The organism is Vibrio ouci, from assembly GCF_004551525.1.
GTDB lineage: Bacteria > Pseudomonadota > Gammaproteobacteria > Enterobacterales > Vibrionaceae > Vibrio > Vibrio ouci.
Window position 1 is genome coordinate 1 of sequence record NZ_SATR01000049.1, and the last position, 20,793, is coordinate 20,793.

Genomic DNA, 20,793 nt, shown 5'->3' on the forward strand with positions numbered 1-20,793 from the left:
TGAATCTGTGGGCATGACTTCCCTGCTTTTATGTCCACACTTCGGGCAAACTAACTCCGATTCCAATACTATTTTCACGAGAGTCTTTCCTTCATTCTGAGCTCTTTCTAAGCATAGAACCTCAGTAGCAACATAACGCCCAATTAAGGGGTGAACAACGCCTCCACCCAAACCTAAATCATTGTACCATAAACACTAAATTTGAAAGAGAAGCAAAAATGCCAAGCGTTGTGAATCCCTCTTAAATTGCTTGTTATACCGCTTTGTTGAGGCTAAAATGACCAATACAAAGACCACTTAAGAGACCGATTATATGACCAATAGAATTTTAGCCGATGTTGCTGCAAGCATTACTGAGTTGAAAGCTAACCCTATGAAAGTTGCAACTAGTGCTTACGGCGAACCTGTTGCTGTACTAAACCGAAATGAGCCGGCATTTTATTGCGTACCTGCCGAAGCGTACGAAATGATGATGGACAGACTCGAAGATCTTGAACTATTAGCTATTGCTAAAGAGCGTGAATCTGAAGAGAGCATTTCGGTAAATATTGATGACCTATAAACTCGACTTTAAAAAGAGCGCACTCAAAGAGTGGAAAAAGCTTGGCTCTACTCTACAGCAACAATTCAAGAAAAAGCTAATCGAGCGCTTAGATAACCCACATGTTCCGGCTTCAAAGCTTTCTGGAGCTGACAACATGTATAAAATTAAGTTGCGTCAATCGGGCTACCGTCTCGTCTACAAAGTTGAAGACGATGTCATCATTGTAACCGTCTTAGCAGTCGGAAAACGCGAACGTAGCGATGTTTACCGTAAAGCTATGAAAAGGTTAGATGACTGATTGCGGTATAACGCTTAAGCATTTATCCATTGTCGCAGCACACTCGATAAATGCCTGTTGGACTGAGCCGCTTCTTTCTATGGATTTTGCTTTTTATCGCTCATTATCCTTTTATGGCTATTCTGTCCAAGCAAGCTTCACTAGCACCCACCATTTCAACCGTAGCCATCCATTTCCATAATGCTCACTATACTTGCTGCATAGCCATTTTTGAAGCGAACGATACCTCTCCCTCGCACTTCAACTGCGATTTTTTGTATTGCTACCAAGCAACTAGCTCAGTCGTTCCTTTTCAGCAACGACTCGCGGTCGTATCGCTATTCTTATCAAAACCATAGATCGGCTTTTGCAGTTGGGGCAGCTTGGTTTTTCCTTCGTCACTTCTTTAACTTCATGAGGGGGGACTGTGATGCTTTTTTTAATTTCTGATATTGCACGAGCCCGTACTGCATTGGCTAAAAATCCGTAGTAACGGATCCTCATCACCCCTTTAGGAAGCACGTGAAGCAGTAGCCGCCGCAGCATTTCTCCCGGGCTACAACTCATTCGCTTTAATGTCTGTGTTTGATGATCTTTATAGGTCATCTCGATGCTGCCATTGTTACCATAGGTCAACTGATTAGGGTTAAGCCCGATCCGATTACAGTACCGGGATAAATACCCCACCACAGCGCGGGGGTTATGTAAGACCGGTTTGCTATACACCACCCACGCTTTGCTGTTCGCTTCTATGAGTAGGTTTTCATGAGTATCTATAACCTGTTGAACATGGCGCATCATTTCTTTTTTAAAGCGAACTGACAGTGCTTTTACAGGAAATAGATAGCCCTCTCTTCTCGTAGGCAGCCATGCGTTATCTTCAGTTAATACACCGCCTGGGATTAAGCAGTGAACATGAGTATGCTGGCTAAGGTTTCTACCCCATGTATGTAGAACCATCAACGCTCCTAGTTGACCTTCAAGATGATGACGTGGATTGGCAAAGGCCCGTAACGTTGCCCATACCGAATGAAACAAGCTCTGGTAAACTTCCCTAGGGTAAGCTTTGATCAGCGCGTTGAACTCATGGGGTAAGGTAAATACCAAGTGGTGATAAACGACAGGTAAAATATCTTGGCTACGTTTCACAAGCCATTGCCGCCTCATTTGCTCTTGGCATTTCGGGCAATGACGATCTCGGCATGAGCAGTACCAAGTCACGTCATGACCACATTTCTCACACCGCCAGTCATAGGTACCCATTCTCTCCGTCCGACAGTCCCGCAGGTGGTGAAGAACTTGCCACTGCCTTGGCGTGATCTTAGCTTTGTTAATTTCATCCAGCCCCTGAGTGAGCAAGGTTTGATAAGGAGATAAGACGTTCATTCGACACTCCATAGCTGCTCAATCAGGTCGAACTCATTATTACTTTCACCTTCGCTATAGTGACCAATCCAATGCGTATACCTCAGGGTGGTTTTAATACTTGAATGACCAAGGTGTCGCTGCAAAACATTCAGCGGCATACCTGACTCAAGCTGATGAGTAGCATAAGCATGCCGCAACGCATGAATACCTCCTTCCTTTTTAACACCCGCTGAGCGCTTTGCGGCCTTAAAGCATCGCTGCATTGAGCTGATATCGAGATGGCGTTCTGGCTCTCGACTAGGAAAAAGAACGATAGTTGGATGGTAGTGACACCAATAGTTTCTTAGATGGTTTAACTGGCTATCGCACAATGGAACGAACCGATCTTTCTTACCTTTACCTTGATGAATATGCAGACGTTTAGCCACACCATCAATATCTTTAACGTAAAGAGCAACGACTTCGCTTACTCGCAACCCACACCCATAGCAAACCTCAAGTGCAGTTTGATATTTCAGGTTGCGACAATGAGTGATTATTGCCTTAACTTCCTCACGATTTAATAGCTCTGGTATCTTACTATCCCGCTTAATCGGAGGGACAAGTCGCACCTTGAACTCTCTATTTAGTACTGCACGATAGAAAAACACAATGGCGTTTAACGCCTGTGAACAAGTACCCACAAAGGTGTCTTTCATTGGTCAATGAGCGTAAATACTGGCGGACTTGTTCATCACTAAGTCGATCAGGGAGCTTTGGTAGGTCTTAGATAACTCAACAACCCAATATAAGTAGCATTCATGAGTGCGTGGAGAGAAACGCCGAAGTGTCATTTCATCAATGAACTGTTGTCTTAACGGGGTCATGATGTATTCCTCTTTTAATGGATACATCATAAGTTTGGTTTATCGATGAGGGGAAAGCACAGATCTCCGCGAAGCGGCTTAGTTCAACGCTTATTAGACGACAAATTGTCGTCTTTCATCATTCCATTATGCGTTTTTTGTCATATCAACTCAACGAATGATCAATAAGTTAAGTTGCACTTCTGAGTTACGAAGTGCCAGTTGTGAAGGTTCTGGACATAAATCAGTTTCGGAAAATAAAACACTAGCAATAAATGAATAACTAAAAGTATGGAAAATCTCTCAGCTTGGTGACCTTTTTGATGGCACAAATCACTGGAAGCCCAGTATTTCAATCGGGCAAGGACCAAACTTCTAAGAACTGCGTCGTTTTGATAAGCTGCGCAGCAGCGTAAGACTGGCTTAGAAAGAGGATGGTAAAAAAGCGGTCTAGAAACCAATTCGTTAAATTCGGTACTTAAACACGATTGAGGGCGTCCTCGATCGTGTTTGAGGTCTCGTGATACCTAGGTCTAGCGCATATTAGTTCCAATTATCTCAATTGGAGCAACCCCCATGAAATGGACACATTTACTCTTCGTACCCTTCCTTTCCCTTTGCAGTTCAGCCATAGCTTCCGGTGTCGGATTCACTCAAGTCACCTTAACAGAAGTCCCTGAACGACCGTTAGACACCGCCATTTGGTACCCCACACAAGATGTATCAGGCACAACCTTGATTGGTGATAATCCTGCTTTCATAGGTACGCAAGTCATCAAAGATGCACGAATTCAATCAGGTACTTTTCCAGTGGTACTGCTATCACACGGCTACCGAGGAAACTGGCGAAACCAAAACTGGTTGGCGACCGAACTTGCTGGTCATGGCTACATCGTAGCGGCCATTGACCACCCAGGAACCACCTCTTTCAACCAATCCCCCAAGCTGGCAGCGAAATGGTGGGAAAGACCACGAGATATGTCACGCATTCTAGATTACTTATTATCCAAAGCCCCTTGGAAACAGTCTGCTAACGTTGACGATGTTGCAGCAATCGGGCATTCGTTGGGTGGTTGGACAGTGATGCTATTGGTTGGAGCGAAAATGGATAGAGCAACATTTGGATCGGAATGTAATAAATATAAGAATCCGAGAACTTGTGGGCTGTCCGAAGAGTTAGGGTTATCCAAAGTCCAAGCTAAAGAACCAAGCAATATAGACCTTTCAGATCCACGAATTCACCGTGTGGTTAGCCTTGATTTAGGGCTTGCTCGGAGTTTTTCAGTCAATAGCTTAGAAGACATCAATGTACCAACCCTAATACTGGCTGCTGGGATCGACATTGGAGATCTCCCTCAGGCATTAGAGTCTGGCTACATTGCCGAGCACATGCCTCTTAACTCGAGGCAATACAAAGTCTACGAAAACGCGACACATTTTAGCTTTATTCAACGCTGTAAAGCGGAAGCAGTTGCTATGCTTGAAGAAGAAGTGCCGGGTGATGGGATTATTTGCAAAGACGGCTTAGGCGCTTCACGCAGTGAGCTACATCAATTGATGTTAAATGACATTGTTGGCTTTCTGAATCAATAAACAGAAAAGCAAGCAAACTCAATCTGACACTGGTGATGAACTTCGAAACTCACTCGGAGTTTGCCCAGTGATCCTTGAAAACTCACGATTAAAATTGGACTTAGTTTGAAAGCCTGAGTTAAGGAAAATGTCAGTTATCGTCTCATCACTTTGCTTCAGTAGCGTCTTAGCATGCTCAATTCGATAGGTGTTGATCACCTTAGAAATGTTCTCATTATGAGTTTGGTTAACCGCAGATGATATTTTTCGAGCAGGAATGCCTAACTTTCGCGCTAGCCTATTGAGAGACAAGTCAGGATCCTTGAATACTTGGTGTTCCCTCATCAATGCATCGAGCTTGGCAGCGATATGCGCGGTTTCTTCATCTTCATCCAAGCTACTCACCAGCCCAGTTGGCGACTTATCAGCTTCTTCTGAAGGCCCGTGTGACATTTGAAGTTGAACGTACGCTTGGTTGTGTTCTATCGATGAAGGTGTACTAAGACTGACAACAATCACGGCGGCCACAACCGCAGGAATAAGAACCAGATACCCAATCGATAAGATTAAGTTAGTGTGTTGTGCACCCAGCAACAAGATATCGTAAGAGAGTACACCATCGACCAAAGCGGAAAATAGCAGAAGCCCGCCTGCAACCCGCTCCGCAATCAAGACTTTCGATACATCGGTTAGCCTTACTTGTTCCGGCATACTGAACGACGACTTCAACAGCAAGCTGCCATAACCGAGGTATAGCGAGACCAGCAATACATCAACAGTTCCAACCCAGATGTACGGGTACAAAAATGAGCTAACCAGAACAATAACGGGCCCTAACCAATGCAAACGTGTGTTTGGTTTACTTCGATGAGCCCCCACAAAGCAGAGCCAAGCCGCCGCTGGTACACTCGCACCGAGAATGGGTTGCAAGAAGCGAAACAACGCAATATCTACCGTCCATCGCAGGCCCACTACCATAACCATTAACGTACATAGAATGATAAACCAAAATGGCTTTTGACTGTTTTGTGGGTAACGATATCGAAGTAACACGCCAGTCATGAATAACAGCAGCGCAGCGACAAATGGTAAGGGAATAGCGAGCATCAAAAGTCCATTTAAGTTCGAGAAAAGATCACTTCAACCTCACGCTACCCGCTTTATTAGCAGAGCAACTGAACGAGTTAAGTAATACGTGTTGAAGATCAATCTATGGTAAATCATTCTTCTGATAGAAATCTAGAGCGAAACCTTGATGGCGTTAAATCAATGATTTTCATGAAGGCTTTTAGAAACTCTTAACCACCTAATGACCCCCATTCTCATTTAAAAGCTTCTTAACGCGTTAACCATTCATTTCATGGCTATCAGCTAATAAATTTAAACTCTTCTTTATTCTGTGAATATAGAGAACCACGGGGTTTCCCCGTAGATGAATGCCAATTCAAAAATTACAGCGCAGCGGTCAACAGAAGAATGGATAACTTTTTATAAGGTAAATGCATATTAACAAAGTGTGAATGAGTGTTTACTCTACCTTAAAGTGGGGCACTTTTGAGTTAGAAAGTGCCACAGGTAAGTTGTGAAATTCCACTCCAAACCGCTATGAGTCAAATGCATTAGTTGAAACCACAGTCAACGCGGAATGAGACTTTCCTGTGGCTTCAACGTCCTGACGATACGCTCTAGCTGACTACCGGTCAGCGGAAACCAACGATTCTTCTGAATCTGCGGCTCGGACAGCACTTCAAGCAGCGCCTCTGGGCTCAGTTTCGCCCTCCCATACGCGACCAGTTCAATCGGTGTCTTACATAGTGACCGCAAACAACAAATGCATTCATCAACATCGTGAGTAAAGCACAAATTGTAGGCATTTCTTCCCTGAATCCTGACTAAGCAGAGCATAGACACGTCACCGCAGAGCGTGCAGCACTCAGTAAACCGATTAAGTTGCGCCTGCCTGATAGACACTTCGAGCCAGCAATACTTAGACGTTTGTTTAGGGTCGTACGCATTTAACAGCGTAGAAAGTTGACTCATATGTGAGCGCATAGACGCAGGCTCTGTATGAATACGGTAACAAATAGAATTGAGGGTCTTAAGAACTTGACCAACATTAGGTTTCGGCATGACAACCTCCAGCAGGATGAAATTTCCATCACCACACAGAGACCCCATAACAAAGGGTGGTGAACTGAACAAGGTTGAACCTACCGCGCACTCGGAACGGCCAGCCGAAGCTGCCTCATCCAGCCCACCGTAATACCGAAGGAATTGCTTAAAAAGCAAGCAATTCCATTTCCGACAGGTGTGCCGAATCACACATAGTGGAAACCAAAACTTTGGTTAACGACTACGTGTCGAGTGCAAGAGGCAGGGGTTCAATCCTGACACTGGATTTTGCCAGTGCCATTGCAGAATATCGCTGGGACAAATAAGAGTCAACGGTTTCATATCGCTGACCGATTGACTGATGGGAACTGCATTCAATGCCATAAAAGCCACGAAAAGACATCACTACTACTAAAGATATATTACCACCAAGATTAACATAAACTTATGTTATAGAAAGGTTTCTTTAGTACTGACCTTTGGTTATGGGGACATTCGTCTCATTTGGTCATTTAGTGTGATACAGCAGTCATAATGATGCGTTGTTCATCAGGAGACAAGGCCCCGATAGTTGGAGCCCTGCTGAATGGAAGGTTAAAAGTTATCGAGAAAATCTACCTCATGAAGTAGATTCTGTATCTGTTCGTTGGTCAGCACCTCATCGGAACGTTTTGGCATGGCTTTGACAGGTCTTCTTCGCTTGGGGGACGATGTCGTCTTTTTAGGTTTGGATTCGCTGACTGTTCGACGTTTGGGTGACGTCTCATTCTGCTCTGATACTATCCCACGAATGACCTCCCCTATTGCCTCAACAGATTGTGTCACTTGCACATCATTCACGTGCGCATAGCGAAGCGTTGACGACATACGCTTATGACCTAACAACTTTGACACCATTGGGATCGGATACCCTTCCAGCACTGCGTAACTGGCAAACGTATGGCGCAAGTCGTGAATGCGCACGTCCTCGACGTTCGCTAATGCTCTCACCTGCTTCCATATCATTCCAACCTTGTCCGGCTTACTGACAAAGCGACTCAGGGGTGTAAACACATCACCTTGAGGTTCATGACTTTGCGACCATGTTTGTTTTGAGATATGTGAAAGTCGCTGTTGTGCCTTCTTCCCTACACACACAACCCTAGGTCCAGTCTTACTGTCAGGCAAGTGCCATTCCCCGCCATTGACAAATGACCATTTCAGCCCCGTCACCTCAGATACTCGGCACCCAGTTAAAAGCAGTAGCCTGAGTGCCTCACAACAGCACGCTTCCATCTGCCCTTGCTGACTCACCTGCGTTAAAGCGTGATTCACTTGCCTGAGCTCTTCCAGACTCAGGAAACGATTCAGTCTTTTCTTGCGATTTTTTTTAATGCCCGCACAAGGGTTCGACTGACAATAACCCCGTTGTACCGCATAGTTAAAGATAGAACGAAGCACATCCAGGTTACGGTTCGCAGTGCCAGCGTAAGTTCGACTGAGCGCATCAAACCAACGCTGCACATGATGCGACTCAATAAAGCTTACAGGGTAGCGCCCAAACTCTGGCAATAAGTAGCGATTCAATGCGCTCCTTGCTCTCTGTCTCGAGCTGGGTTTCCATGTCGGGCATCCCCTCACAGTCCACTCCTCTTTCACAAACGCATCAAAGCGCGCAAGTCGAATGGGTTTGCTGTTCTCCTGCTCTCGCGTGGAGTCAATGAGTACCTGTACGTGCTGACGCGCTTTTTTCAGGCTCAGTTGACCAACTAAAGCAATCTTCTTATTGGCGCTCGGCAAGCGGGTCACATAAAAACAGCGGCCATCCGTATACACCCTCACTCCTAGCGCTGGCAACTGAGTGTCCCAGAGTGTGTAGGTTCGAGTTTTAGGGCGAAGAGAACGGAGTCCTTTAGACGTTAAACGTTGTGATCTCATAAGCGCATTCCCTCAGCCAGCACCCCTGACACATGAGAAGCCGCCTTACCAATATCCGCACGCCCTAAATGCGCATATTTTAATGTCGTCTCAGGATCGGCATGCCCCAACATTCGGCTCAGTACCACCAAGTTCACTTTGGCCTGTATTGCGATACTGGCGTAAGTATGTCGCAAATCATGTAAGCGCACTCCCTCCAGCCCAGCTGACTGACGCACACGATTCCAGAACGCGCCTAATTTTGCACTTGATATGGGCTGAGTATGGCAGGCGGCCGGAAACAGGTAATCACTCCCTGATTGCCATCTTTTCAGATACGCTTTGACCTCAGAGCAAAGAAACACCGTTTTCGCCCCTGTTTTGCTGTCGGGTAAATACCAGTTCCCGCTTCGGTAATCTTTCCATTGCAGCGTTCTTACCTCTGAGGAGCGACAACCGGTATACACCAGCAAGCGTACGACCATCACTGCAACGGGCTCATCTGCCTCTAACACATCGAGCACTCGCCATAATCGGCGCAGTTCCTCCGGTGTTAAGTAACGCTCTCTGCCTTTTGCTTTGTAGCGCTTAAACCGACAACAGGGATTGGTATTCTTATGCCGATACCCCCACGCTTCACACTGCTGCATCATGACGGATAACAATACCAGAGCCTGATTAGCAGAGCCCTTTACGTGACTTAACTGACTGAACCACCCTTCCACATCCCGACGCTCTATGGTGTGAACCAGTCTGTCGCCTAACATCGGGGCAATGTGCAAGCGAAAAGCGCTTTGATTTTTGAGCAGAGTTCTCGCTTTCCAGTGACGCGGGTAACGCTGGAAAAATTCTTGAGCGAATGACTGTAAGGTCATCTGCGGCAAGGCTTCTTTGACTGGGCTACATCCCTGATGGATCACGGTTAAGGCTTCACGTCTTGCCTCTCGTAGTGAGTATTCCTCGACACTGCCTAGCTTGTGGTTTTTTCGAAGTCCTTGGTGTTGAAAACGCACGAAGAAATACCGCTTTCCTGATGGGTACACTCGCAAATAGAGCGTGGAGACCTCGGAGTCATAATATTCTTGTGTGGTAGAGCCCGGTTTGACTCGATGGACAAATCGTTGGGTAAGTGATGTTTTTTTCATTTCTGGTTCCCGTTTACAGGGGCACATTTGAACCATAAACAGCGCTCAAACAGGCCATTGAACGAAAAAACACAAAACTGATAATCATTCATTTTCAAACACTTAAGACCAGACAACCATTCATAATCGCTAGATTATGCTGAGGGTATGTGGCTTTTGCGCGGATACCAACCTATTCCGATCCTGATGTCCCGATTGTACCTTGGGATGTGATAGTGAGCTATAACGGCGAGGAATATGTGTACGTACCGGCGGATAACCAAAAAGGCTAAAAAGGCTACCGTGCTCGGTTGTTGAAAACTGGCTTTGCAGATGGCACGGATGTTGAAATCATCGATGGGGTTCAAATCGGTGAGATGGTATTGGATCCCCGGTATATAACCTTGTCCCCGAATCCGACCAGAGATCGCTGAACGTGTCAGGATCATAAAACCATTCGGATACGATTGTTTGTCTGAGGTGACAAAAAAATGTGTGATATCCCAATACAACACAGATTTGTTTGCTTTTTAGTGTCGTTAGGATGTTCTTTTAGAGAGAGATTAATGCTAAATAACTGAAATATAATAATTATTATAAGGTAACCTTAAAATGATCATGACTTTACCTGGATAGTGATGCGGATTATGTGTCGTTAAATGTCATGCGTTTGGTGTTTATTCACTTATCCACAGACACTATAAGATCTATTGATCTATTGATCTATTGATCTATTGATCTATTGATCTATTAATAACTATATAACTATTAAACTATTAATCTATAAAACTATAGAGCTTACAAGTGATTGATTCTAAAGTATTTTTAGAGAAATATAGATCAGAAAAGTTTGCTTTGTGATCAAATAAGTTTGCTTTGTGATCATTTTCGTTTGCTTTAGGATCATATTTGTTTGCTTACACTACATTTTTGTTTGCTTTATACGACAAGAAAGTTTGCTTAATGATCATTTTTATGTCATTTACCGCACAAAAAAGTTTGCTTAACTCGTAATGTCGACAGAATGTGTGACGTAAGCAAATAAATATGTGCGATATACTGCGATAAACGACAATTTTGTTTGCTAACTGGTTGAAATGTGTCATTCTAAGCTATATGTAAAACAGAAAAGTTTGCTTAAGCAAACAAAGTTGTCCGGTATGAGCACAACCCCTAAGAATTTACCGAAGCACATTAAGAAGGGCCACGAGTTGGTGTTCTCTCAGCAGGATCTTACTGCAAGAGAGGCCAATTTGTTTGGGCTCATGGTCGCAAATATGAAACCGGAGGACTGGGATAACCAGAGCAGCACCCCCGAGTATCGGTTTACTGCGTCTCAGTTGTCGGAATGGTTAGGGCTAAATAACCGAGCAATTGGCTCTCAATTGAAGCAAGTGGTCAGCCGCCTAGCGTCCCGAAAAATCGGTATCATCATCGAAAAGCAGGGAGACACCGAATTTGAGTTTACGCCACTGTTTAAAAAAGCCACCTATAAAGATCGGGTGCTGACCCTGATCCCTAACGATGCGCTCTCTAAAGAGTACATTGAATACAACCAGGGCTTTTCGCTGATCAACACCAAAAGCTTTCTGGGTCTCAAACGCGAGTACACCAAACGTTTGTACGAAATCCTGTCGCGTTTCAAAACCGATGGTACCAACCTTAAGCCGATCGAAATTGACGACCTTCGCGCCTTTATGGGTCTGCTGAACGAAGATGGCTCGCTGAAGGCGAATAAGAGCTCATTCAAAAACACCAGTGTGTTCCTGTCGCGCTGCATCAAAGAGAGTATCGAAGAACTCAGTGAAGATCCGAAAACCCGCAAAGAGATCCTGTTCCTTGAGTCCGAGGATGGCCTGGGGATCCGCGTGCATAAGCATGGTCGGAACATCTACGCTATCGAATTCCTCTATCGTTGGATCAACAACCCGTCGCCTATCGAAAAACTGAACTTCGAAGATGCGAAGCGCAACATCACTCGTCTTGAAACGAAACGATTGACCACCGAAGAGCCACTGAATACTGAAGAGCTTGAGCTGCTGGCTTACTCTTATCGCTCTATCGACGAAGACGACAAAGCGCAATATGTTGAGCAGGCCCTAACCAGTCGCAAGAACACGACCAATGGCGAACTGATCAACGATGTCATTGACAGCGACAGCGAAGATAAATCTTTCCTGGATAAGCTGGAGGAACTGGAACGGATCAACGGCAGCAAAGGTTACTAAGTCGATATCACTCAAAAAAGTTTGCTTGGGTGCCTCATGCAAACTTTTTTGTCGTCTGGTGGTGATTTTTTCCACACTTTTGTCCATTGTTAGTCTTTATTTATAGTTATTCCATCATTTTTTGTTGTGCGACTCCAAAAGTAAAGGATATACTCTTTCCAGAATCCTGGTGGAGATAGAAATGGATACCTCGCAAACAACAGCTACATTCCAAAACCTAAAAGAAGGCGCGGACGCGTACATCAAACGCCGCAACCTTCGTCTGCTGGCTAATCATCGTAAAGAACTGCGTAACTTTACTCGTTCAGAAGCGTCAACCTATCTGGGCATTGATGCCAAAACGCTCGATAAATATGTCACCAGCGCGGGGATCGATCCACGACGTCACGCCGAATCTCAATGGTCGATTGATTTATCTGAAATGTACACCGTCAGAGATCTGTTGCCGGACGCATTGCGCAAAGAGCCTAAATTTGAGCGCAGTGATAAACAAAACATGCAGGTACTGGTGATCCAGAACCAAAAAGGCGGTGTGGGGAAAACCGTTTCTGCTGCCACCATTGCGTCTGGATTGGCGACGGAGTTTCATCAGGAATACCGCGTCGGATTGATTGATATGGACGGTCAGGCCACGTTGTCGATGTATTACGCGCCGGAAGCGGAATTGGAAGGCTGTCTGTCGATTGGCGATCTGATGATGCGCAATTTCGAACTCGATGAAGGAGAAACCTTCGGTCAGGCGGTGTCTGATGCGTTTCTGGAAACCACGATCCCCAATCTGCGTATTTTGCCTGCGTCGCAAACAGACCGTGCGATCGAAGGCTGGTTCCACGAACAGGTGTTCAACCAAAAATTGACGTCGCCATACTCGTTGCTCAACGACATTATTGATTCGGTGAAAGACGAGTTCGATATCTTGATCATCGATACTCCCCCATCTCTCGGTTATGCCACGTACAATGCCTATTTTGCTGCCACCAGTGTCGTGTTCCCACTCTCGATCACCGAGAACGACATCGATGCGACCTGCTCGTACTTCAGCTACATCCCTCAAGTCTGGGCCTTGTTGGCCAATGCCCAACATCAGGGATACGACTTTATGAAGATCCTGCTGACCAACCACAGAGACAGTTCGACCACGACAGAGCTTATGAATAGCCTGTACGATCACTTCTCGCTTTACCTCTACTCCAAGGAATTCAAACACAGTGAGGCCGTTCGTCAGTCTTCATCCTTGTTGTCGACCGTTTTTGACATGTCCAAAAGCGAATACCCGAAGAGCAAAGCCACCTTTCAGGGCGCGCAGCAGAACGCCTACGAGGTCACCAGTCAGATTTTGCGCGATATTATCAACGTGTGGCGTGAAGAGGAGCAAGCATAATGGCAAAAAAACGTGGTGCAATCAGCCCATTGGGTAATACGGTCGGCTCTCAGGAAGCGCAAAAAAACGCCGCTAAGGCCAACCTAGAGTCGTTGACGCGTCAGTTGAGTAGCGAGCTGGAAAAAGCCGGAGAAAGCACTCAGGCGTTTCTGGAGAGCCATTTTGGCTTGGGTAACGTGGGTAAACCAGTGGAATGGCGCCTGGCTTCGGGAGACACTGCGGTGTTTCATGAGATCATGCTCACATACGATGAAGTTAAGGCCAATACGTTTGTCACCTTCGATATCAATGGTCGCGATCAGTCTCAGTTGACGCGCGAGTCACTGATGGATTTGAATTCCCTAGCCTATCAGCAGTTTTACCCAGCAGTGGGGCGCGAAGTGGATGGAAAAATCGACATTCTCGATGGCTCTCGCCGTCGCGCGTGGTTCTTGCTTCAGCAGGGCAAGGTGGCTCAGTTCCGTGTATTGGTGACCAAAGAAACGCTGTCCGTGTCTGACGCCAAAGCTCTGGCGAAACAGCTTCAAACCGCTAAAGAGCACAACCAACGAGAAATTGGTTTGCAGTGTGTCACCATCATGAACAATGAGCAATGCACACAGGAAGACGTGGCGAAAATGCTGGGAATGAGTCGACAGTCGGTCGGGCGGGCGATTAAAGCCGCGTCCATTGATGAACGTCTGATCGCGTTATTCCCGGTGGTGAATGAGTTATCTCATACCGATTATGCGGTGCTCGACAAAGCGATGAAACATTTTGCTCAACACGCAGAGGCGTTAACGGCATTCATCCAACGTCTTGAGCACAAAGTTGCCCTATCGGAGCCTCACCACGAGTTGATCAGCACCAAAGAATGGTTGTTAAGTGTCATTCAGGCCGAACTGAAAGTGGAGATCGCCAAAACACGCGTTGACGACGTGACTGTCACACCATTAGTAAACTTTGCGTCGAAAGGAATGTTCGCACGTAAGCGCAGTAAAGGACGAAACTTTAGTTATGAGTTTGGGCGTTTGCCAAAATCAGTTCAGACGGCACTAGATGATGCGATTAGCTCTGTGCTTGACGACTACCAACAATCGGAATAAATCTGTACAAGGCTCTCCTTTTCGGAGAGCTTTTTTTTGCCCTCCCCTTCCCTGCTACAAGTGGACTCTGCTACTGCGGTGTTGATTTAATGTGACGGCGTCACATATTGAATGTCAATCAACTTTGGGTGACGTTGGTAGATTTGGTCACAATAAACGCCATCAGCCTGTCATGATAGAGACGTTACAGCAACGCATAATATGTGATCACTCGGCTCAATTCACTGACACACGTACTGCATCTCCAACGCCCTTTTCCATTATCACACAAAATTGTTTGCCACAAAAATGATCATATTAGATTGTCTTGTCGATGTTAGCTGTCGAAATGACGGTCTGATGTTGGTGTCTGATGTGATGTTTAGCGCCATCTATGCGTCCGACCCAATCGCCTTCTTAGCGTTGTGCCACTCCGTCTTCCATCAAAGTTTCTAGATAACTTACTCATGCGTAGGGATTTTTTGTTGCCGTTGGTGTAATGGACTCCCAGTGTGCTGAACAAACCAGCACCCGAGGTGTGTACGCGCAGACCCACGTCAGGTGGGATCGGATGATGCATTTTTTTGTCACATCACGCTCATTGACTAAGCAAACTATTGTGTGTGGTATTCCATAGCCGATGCTCTCGAGTTTTGTGTGTCACGAGTATTGGTGTTGCTAGCTAATTGAATTTGAAGTGGTAAAGGGGGTGAAAATGACAAAACACGACATTAGAGGAGCGAGACGAAAGCAAACAAAAATGAGTGGTTTTTTAAGTACGTCAGTCGTACATCGAGAGCGTGTGTATCACTGGGTAGAGGGATGGAATTTCGACGCCAGGGCGGCGAGCTCGAAGGTGCTGCGCTAACGAATGGGTTACCAGTGTGGCCCCCTACTCTTGCGTCTATTCTCCACATGTCGTATCTATGCGAAAATCGATTTTTTCTTGCAGCCCCTTTTTACCAATTAACGCGTAAACCTCGCCCAATTGGAGGGCGGGGGTACAATCGCATACCAGTATCTTTACAGCCGTTAACGACCACTATAAAAATAGTGATATGAAAAGAGCCGACAAAGAAAGTGTTAACTAAAAGCGCAGCAAGCAGAACGACTCACAAAGTCGTTTGGTTGTTGTCGCTTTGTCTAGAATAACTTGGCTGAAGTACCGCACCGATACGTACTTCAGCGAAGTGAATCTATTGCTCATACCGTTTTGGGGAAGAGCTTGACGCCCTTAACACCGAGTTTGAATGGTTCAGGTTCAAGCTCCTACTCCCAACAAGCATTGCGTGACCAGCAAGCAGCAGTGAACGAGTCGTGACCAAAGACACGAGCTTCCAAGATAGTGTGTTCTTCCAGATATTCTTTACTAGAGCCTTGTAGGAATAACAAGTGCTTTTTGTTATCTGACAGGCCATCTTCGCAACGGTCGAATCGGAACACCTCACGAGTAAGGTAGATGCCGCTGCGATCAGTATCAGGTTTGCGCGTGGGTCAGCCACACGCGCCTTTGAGAAACATTTGGTATGTCTAATACCTGTTAACCGCGCTGTTGCGGATTCGTACAAGAATCAATGCCTTTAACTATCAGTAACTGGATCTGTTCGGAGTGCAATGCGTATCATGACCGCGATATTACGCAGCAAAGAATACAAAAAATGTCGGACTGGCGAGGTGAGTCTGGGGAGCCGCTGGATCGAAGATAGCCTCGTAAGAGGCTATCTAGTGAACGCGTGTTGAGCTAGAAACTGTTCTTGTAGCAATATAAGAACCCTCGCCTGTGGCACGAAGCTGCTTTATGGTGCCGACGTCGCCTTAGTCTGGATTCGCTGTCACTTCTCTAGTTAGCCCATCGATTGGGTGAGAAGCATCGAATAGCTTTGGTCCAGGTCTTCCTCATGCATAAGCAGAGAAACAGGCTGCAGGTTGCCGCAACCTTGTCAATGCTCAGGCTGGGCATCGGGCTGAAAAAGAGAGGCGGCATGCGTGATTGTCGTTGAATGCAGTACCCTATCCTCGGCTTTGACCATGGACTGGCTGAGCCAAATCGGGTGCCTTTGGTTGACCTTTCTCCTGAGCAGAGAAACAGGAGAAAGGTTGCCGGAACCTTGTCAATGCTCAGGCTGGGCCTCGGGCTAAAGCAGGGAGGCGGCATGCGTGAGTGTCGCTAAGTGCAGTACCCTATCCTCTGCTTTGACCATGGACTGGCTGAGCCAAATCGGGTGCCTTTGGTTGACGTTTCTCCTGAGCAGAGAAACAGGCTGCAGGTTGTCGTCACCTTGTCAATGCTCAGGCTGGGCATTGGGCTGAAAAAGAGAGGCGGCATGCGTGAGTGTCGYTRAGTGCAGTACCCTATCCTCTGCTTTGACCATGGACTGGCTGAGCCAAATCGGGTGCCTTTGGTTGACCTATCTCCTGAGCAGAGAAACAGGTTGTAGGTTGTCGTCACCTTGTCAATGCTCAGGCTGGGCATTGGGCTGAAACAGGGTGGTTGGATGCGTGAGTGAGTGTCGCTAAGCGCAGTTCACTATCCTCAGCCTGAGCATAGGCGTGTGAGGGGGAAAGGAGCCCATGTGTCGTGAACACTGGTTGATAAGGTCCATATTAATTACTAATAAAACATAATGACTAAATGAGTTGGCCCTGTATCCCTAGGATATAGGGTGAAATAAACCATTTCACGGACAGAAGAAAGAGGGACGTTTATGTCAACTCAACGAGAAGAAAATATGGCCGATTTTGCTTTCAAAGTGAAAACGGTAGAACCAATTACGCTACTTTCAAAATCAGAACGTAAACGTAAGCTGATGGAATGTGGCTATAATCCATTTGGACTCAAAAGTCGCGATGTCTATATTGACCTACATACCGATTCTGGCACAGGGGCACTGAGTCAGGATCAGTGGGCGGCTCTAATGTTGGGCGACGAAGCCTATTCAGGGAGTCGAAGCTTTGATGAACTGGCGAAGTCTGTTGAGACGGTGTTTGGTTACACGAAGTTTATTCCGACACACCAAGGGCGAGGAGCTGAAAAAATTCTCTATCCGTTGCTGGTGAAAAAGCTTAAAGAAGGCCGAGGCCATCACCAACAAGATAAGAAAAGCGTCTTTATCTCCAACTTCCATTTTGACACCACGGCAGCGCATGTTGAATTGACGGGTGCGCTTGCCCTCAACTGTGTGATCCGCGAAGCGTATGACACGCAAACGGAACACCCGTTCAAAGGCAATATGGATACAGGTAAGCTCAAGGCGGAAATCAACGAACGTGGCGCCGATTGCGTGGCGGGTATCATCATGACCGTGACCTGCAACAGCATGGGAGGCCAGCCCGTCTCGATGCAAAATATGAAGGACGTGTATGAGATCGCGAAACATTACGATATTCCGGTCATCATCGATTCGGCCAGATTCGCAGAAAATGCCTATTTCATTAAACAGCGCGAAGCGGGATATGGCGACAAATCGATCCAAACCATCGTCACAGAGATGTACCAGTACGGTGATATGATGACACTCTCGGCGAAGAAAGACCCAATGGTCAATATCGGCGGCATTTTGGCGATCCGAGACGACATGGACTTATACCGTCAGGTTGAAATGATGTGTATCGTCAATGAAGGGTTTGTCAGCTACGGGGGGCTGGCCGGACGTGACATTCAGTGTCTGGCCGTTGGCTTGCTTGAAGCGGTCGATGAAAACTATCTACGTGCGCGTATTAGGCAGGTCGAACATTTTGGCCGACTGCTAAAAGAAGCGGGGATCCCGATCCAAACGCCAGTGGGTGGTCACGCCATTTTCATCGACGCAGGAGCGATGTTGCCACACATTCCCGCGCACCAGTTTCCAGGCCAGGCACTGGCGAATGAGCTGTATCTGGAAGGAGGCGTACGTTGTGCTGAAATCGGGTCGTTCCTACTGGGTCGCGATCCCGAAACCGGTGAACAAAAGGAGAGTGAATGTGAGTTAACGCGCCTGGCGATCCCGAGACGCGTGTACTCGAACGAGCAACTCGAATATGTAGTCGACGTTCTGACACGCATCAAAGCGAAAGCGGAAACTATCCCTGGTTATGACTTTGAGTATGAGCCAGCCTTGTTGAGACACTTCTTAGCTCGACTCCTCCCGATCACCTAATAATAATGGTTAATAACTCGAACTCGTGAGAAAAACGCATAGTCTTAATCAGGCTTTATTTCCTTAATCAATCGGAAATTGCGCTTTTATTGCACCTGCTTCAAGCCTCCTACCTCAGAGGCTTTTTTTAAGTTGCGCCTTTAATAAAGTTTAATAACCTTGAATGTCTGGCCATCATTGCTCAGCCTTAATAGGCTTGCATGAGCTAATTCACGAATACTTCACAAGGTAATATGTTAGTGACAATTTTGACGCCTTTCTTTTTTGACCGAAGAGGGCGTCTTTTTTTATGCTTCGGCTAAGCTATAGCCCTTGCCATATTGCGTCTGAATGAGGGTGAGCCCCACCTCTTCTTTAAGTTTCTTACGTAAACGATAAATCAGTACTCGTATCGACGAAAAGCTCATAGCCTTGTTCCCCCATATCGCCATCGCGATTTCATCAATGCTGACCGCCTGATCGTACAGTAAAAACAGGTATGTCAAAAGATTGAATTCCCCAGGCGTTAGATACACGTTTTGACCGTTGTAGCTTAAGCCATGTGAGTGAAAATGCAGACTCACTTTTCCGTGTCTCAGGCGTTTAGGTTCGTGCGGATTTTTCCAGGTGTTCATCACGCAGTCGAGGACAGAGCGAAAGGTGTGAGCCGGGCAGGGGAGCGCGATGTTGCACAACAAGGTTGTATGGTAACGTGGCGGTGGCGCCTGCGTGCTATCGTGATTGTAGGTACTGTTCACCCACATGATCGGTGTGGGAAAGTAGGGGATCTGTACCTCTGTTTTAGACAGCCAATCGGTCAAACTCTTCAAACTTTTAGTGTAGATAATACAGTCAAACCCACGCAGTTGTTCGTAGCTCGAATAATGACGTTCTTCGTAAGTTATCGTGATGGTTGTATCCAACGTGGCCATCATACCCTGCACCATGTCGGAGAGGGCGCTTATTTCGTCAGTGATCAAAAGCAGTTTGTTTCTCATGGTCATCACATTACTTAGGTTTTGAAGCTAGTCCATATCTATCCCAATAAGCAACCGGGTTCACAAGTTATTAGTGTTTTTTAAGTTTATGAAACTAAGTTTTCAGCAAGTAAGCTTTTGGTCTTATTCTTGTGTGACAGTGTCACTTATTGAATCTTAAACGATGGCCTCCGATATAATGGCCGTAAAGCATGCGTGCAGTGAGGCAACAGGATCGCGATAACCCTTGCGTTCAGTTGCTGTAAGACGGGTTTAACGAGAAACACAATCGTTATGGATCGTAATATGAAACTGAGCTAAGGATCGGAATTATAATACGCAAAGTTATGTGATTAATTAAATTTAATAATCCAATTTGACAGAGAAAAGTGCGAGAATACGTGTTCTTTATAACATTATGATATGTATTAATATTTATAAATAAATTCTAGCTTTATTTGATTCTTTAAACATTTTACACAAAGCTATTACTCTAAATTTGCTCTTATAATTCTTCTCCAAATTATTACAATTGTATCTATCGTTAATATTATTAGGGGGACCGAATCGTTATGAACCATTATATTGAATGCAAGAAGATCTCTTGTGTCTTTTGCAAAGAAATCCGTCACATTGAGCAGGTACTGAAAGTGTCTGTGAGATCATCCAATGGCAAAATGTACATCATGGATCCACACGGCAAAGGGAAGGTAGGGTGCAGCCACAACGCCATCCGGGGACTCTGCTACTTGTCTCAGAGTGTTGATGTACTGGTGACGAAGGCGGATCTGGAACAGTTTATTTGGCAAGGGGGGATCGTGGGGATGAGCAGTCTTCCTGTCTTGATGCATGAAGTGCGTTACCTGCTGAACGGGACCGATTTTGAATTAGTGACGATTCGAAATAAAGGTTTCGTTTTTCACAATGCAAAACGAAAACGCCTCAATGAGCAGGAGGGGATTATCGTTCAACAAGCCGTTAATTTTTAAAAAATGCAATAAAAAATAACCAATATTAATTAGTAATAATGCTCATATCTAGCCAGGGCGTATTATAGTTTTACTCCTTTTGTTGTTGATGAAATACTGACCGAGCTGGCTTATTTTCGTTCGCCAATACGTATAAAGCCGGGGGGGGGGGGGCRGGGCGGGATCGCACTTTGTTAACAACTATGATCTAATAGGCTCAAATCCACAAATTGATATCGACTTTGAGCCTCATAGAACACCTTTCCGTTGTTGAAGATACGCGTTCATCCATCAACCAAAAGCATGATTTAATTGATATTAT

General features: G+C 45.8%; 16 protein-coding genes and 1 pseudogene. 9 read left to right on the forward strand and 8 right to left on the reverse strand.

Annotated features, from left to right (window positions below; translation table 11 throughout):
• The first annotated feature begins 313 nt into the window (after positions 1 to 313).
• Positions 314 to 562, forward strand: a complete 249-nt coding sequence (locus ELS82_RS20800) for a type II toxin-antitoxin system Phd/YefM family antitoxin (RefSeq protein WP_134837173.1) — start codon at positions 314 to 316, stop codon at positions 560 to 562.
• Entirely contained in the window at positions 552 to 842 is a 291-nt protein-coding gene (locus ELS82_RS20805) for a type II toxin-antitoxin system RelE family toxin (protein WP_005377002.1), read from the forward strand. Before ELS82_RS20800 ends, ELS82_RS20805 begins: the two co-directional genes overlap by 11 nt.
• Before the next feature lie 273 nt (positions 843 to 1,115).
• Here ELS82_RS20805 and ELS82_RS20810 read toward each other — a convergent pair whose 3' ends face one another.
• The 3 genes from ELS82_RS20810 to ELS82_RS27005 are packed head-to-tail and all read right to left on the reverse strand — an operon-like array spanning position 1,116 to position 3,055.
• Complete coding sequence (locus ELS82_RS20810; RefSeq protein WP_134837174.1) at positions 1,116 to 2,207, reverse strand: IS91 family transposase; 1,092 nt, start codon at positions 2,205 to 2,207, stop codon at positions 1,116 to 1,118.
• Entirely contained in the window at positions 2,204 to 2,887 is a 684-nt protein-coding gene (locus ELS82_RS20815) for a tyrosine-type recombinase/integrase (RefSeq protein ID WP_244230836.1), read from the reverse strand. The genes ELS82_RS20810 and ELS82_RS20815 overlap by 4 nt, the downstream gene beginning before the upstream one ends.
• Positions 2,888 to 2,890: 3 nt before the next feature.
• Positions 2,891 to 3,055, reverse strand: a complete 165-nt coding sequence (locus ELS82_RS27005) for a phage integrase N-terminal SAM-like domain-containing protein (RefSeq protein ID WP_244230837.1) — start codon at positions 3,053 to 3,055, stop codon at positions 2,891 to 2,893.
• A gap of 555 nt (positions 3,056 to 3,610) precedes the next feature.
• Between ELS82_RS27005 and ELS82_RS20820 the strand changes: the two genes are divergently transcribed.
• Positions 3,611 to 4,627: an alpha/beta hydrolase family protein gene (locus tag ELS82_RS20820; protein WP_134837175.1), complete on the forward strand. Its 1,017-nt coding sequence runs from the start codon at positions 3,611 to 3,613 to the stop codon at positions 4,625 to 4,627.
• 18 nt (positions 4,628 to 4,645) lie between these two features.
• Here ELS82_RS20820 and ELS82_RS20825 read toward each other — a convergent pair whose 3' ends face one another.
• From ELS82_RS20825 to ELS82_RS20845, 4 genes are all read right to left on the reverse strand, one after another.
• On the reverse strand, positions 4,646 to 5,716 hold the full coding sequence (locus ELS82_RS20825) for a helix-turn-helix domain-containing protein (RefSeq protein WP_134837176.1): 1,071 nt from the start codon (positions 5,714 to 5,716) through the stop codon (positions 4,646 to 4,648).
• Between the two features lie 525 nt (positions 5,717 to 6,241).
• Positions 6,242 to 6,736 (reverse strand): hypothetical protein, encoded by a 495-nt coding sequence (locus tag ELS82_RS20835; protein ID WP_134837177.1) that lies wholly within the window; start codon positions 6,734 to 6,736, stop codon positions 6,242 to 6,244.
• 576 nt (positions 6,737 to 7,312) lie between these two features.
• Complete coding sequence (locus ELS82_RS20840; protein WP_244230838.1) at positions 7,313 to 8,533, reverse strand: tyrosine-type recombinase/integrase; 1,221 nt, start codon at positions 8,531 to 8,533, stop codon at positions 7,313 to 7,315.
• 98 nt (positions 8,534 to 8,631) lie between these two features.
• Entirely contained in the window at positions 8,632 to 9,795 is a 1,164-nt protein-coding gene (locus ELS82_RS20845) for a tyrosine-type recombinase/integrase (RefSeq protein ID WP_341867195.1), read from the reverse strand.
• 1,103 nt (positions 9,796 to 10,898) lie between these two features.
• Here ELS82_RS20845 and ELS82_RS20850 point away from each other — a divergent pair.
• The 5 genes and pseudogenes from ELS82_RS20850 to ELS82_RS20870 all read left to right on the forward strand — a co-directional run bounded on the left by ELS82_RS20850 (position 10,899) and on the right by ELS82_RS20870 (position 18,547).
• Positions 10,899 to 11,966: a replication initiation protein gene (locus ELS82_RS20850; RefSeq protein ID WP_208733232.1), complete on the forward strand. Its 1,068-nt coding sequence runs from the start codon at positions 10,899 to 10,901 to the stop codon at positions 11,964 to 11,966.
• Positions 11,967 to 12,147: 181 nt separating this feature from the next.
• Positions 12,148 to 13,347 carry a ParA family protein gene (locus ELS82_RS20855; protein ID WP_134837181.1) on the forward strand — a complete coding sequence of 400 codons (1,200 nt, stop codon included), beginning with the start codon at positions 12,148 to 12,150 and terminating at the stop codon, positions 13,345 to 13,347.
• Positions 13,347 to 14,432 carry a ParB family protein gene (locus ELS82_RS20860; protein WP_134837182.1) on the forward strand — a complete coding sequence of 362 codons (1,086 nt, stop codon included), beginning with the start codon at positions 13,347 to 13,349 and terminating at the stop codon, positions 14,430 to 14,432. The genes ELS82_RS20855 and ELS82_RS20860 overlap by 1 nt, the downstream gene beginning before the upstream one ends.
• Before the next feature lie 1,072 nt (positions 14,433 to 15,504).
• A pseudogene (locus ELS82_RS27495) lies at positions 15,505 to 15,558 on the forward strand (helix-turn-helix domain-containing protein); the annotation flags it as partial.
• Between the two features lie 1,558 nt (positions 15,559 to 17,116).
• A complete protein-coding gene (locus ELS82_RS20870; protein ID WP_244230839.1) occupies positions 17,117 to 18,547 on the forward strand; it encodes a tryptophanase in 1,431 nt (476 codons plus the stop codon).
• Positions 18,548 to 18,834: 287 nt separating this feature from the next.
• Here ELS82_RS20870 and ELS82_RS20875 read toward each other — a convergent pair whose 3' ends face one another.
• Entirely contained in the window at positions 18,835 to 19,524 is a 690-nt protein-coding gene (locus tag ELS82_RS20875) for a winged helix-turn-helix domain-containing protein (protein ID WP_167489426.1), read from the reverse strand.
• 551 nt (positions 19,525 to 20,075) lie between these two features.
• On the opposite strand from ELS82_RS20875, the gene ELS82_RS20880 reads away from it, so the two are divergent.
• The gene (locus tag ELS82_RS20880) at positions 20,076 to 20,492 is read left to right on the forward strand and encodes a winged helix-turn-helix domain-containing protein (protein WP_134837184.1); all 417 of its coding nucleotides are present in this window, start codon (positions 20,076 to 20,078) and stop codon (positions 20,490 to 20,492) included.
• Positions 20,493 to 20,793: the final 301 nt, after the last annotated feature.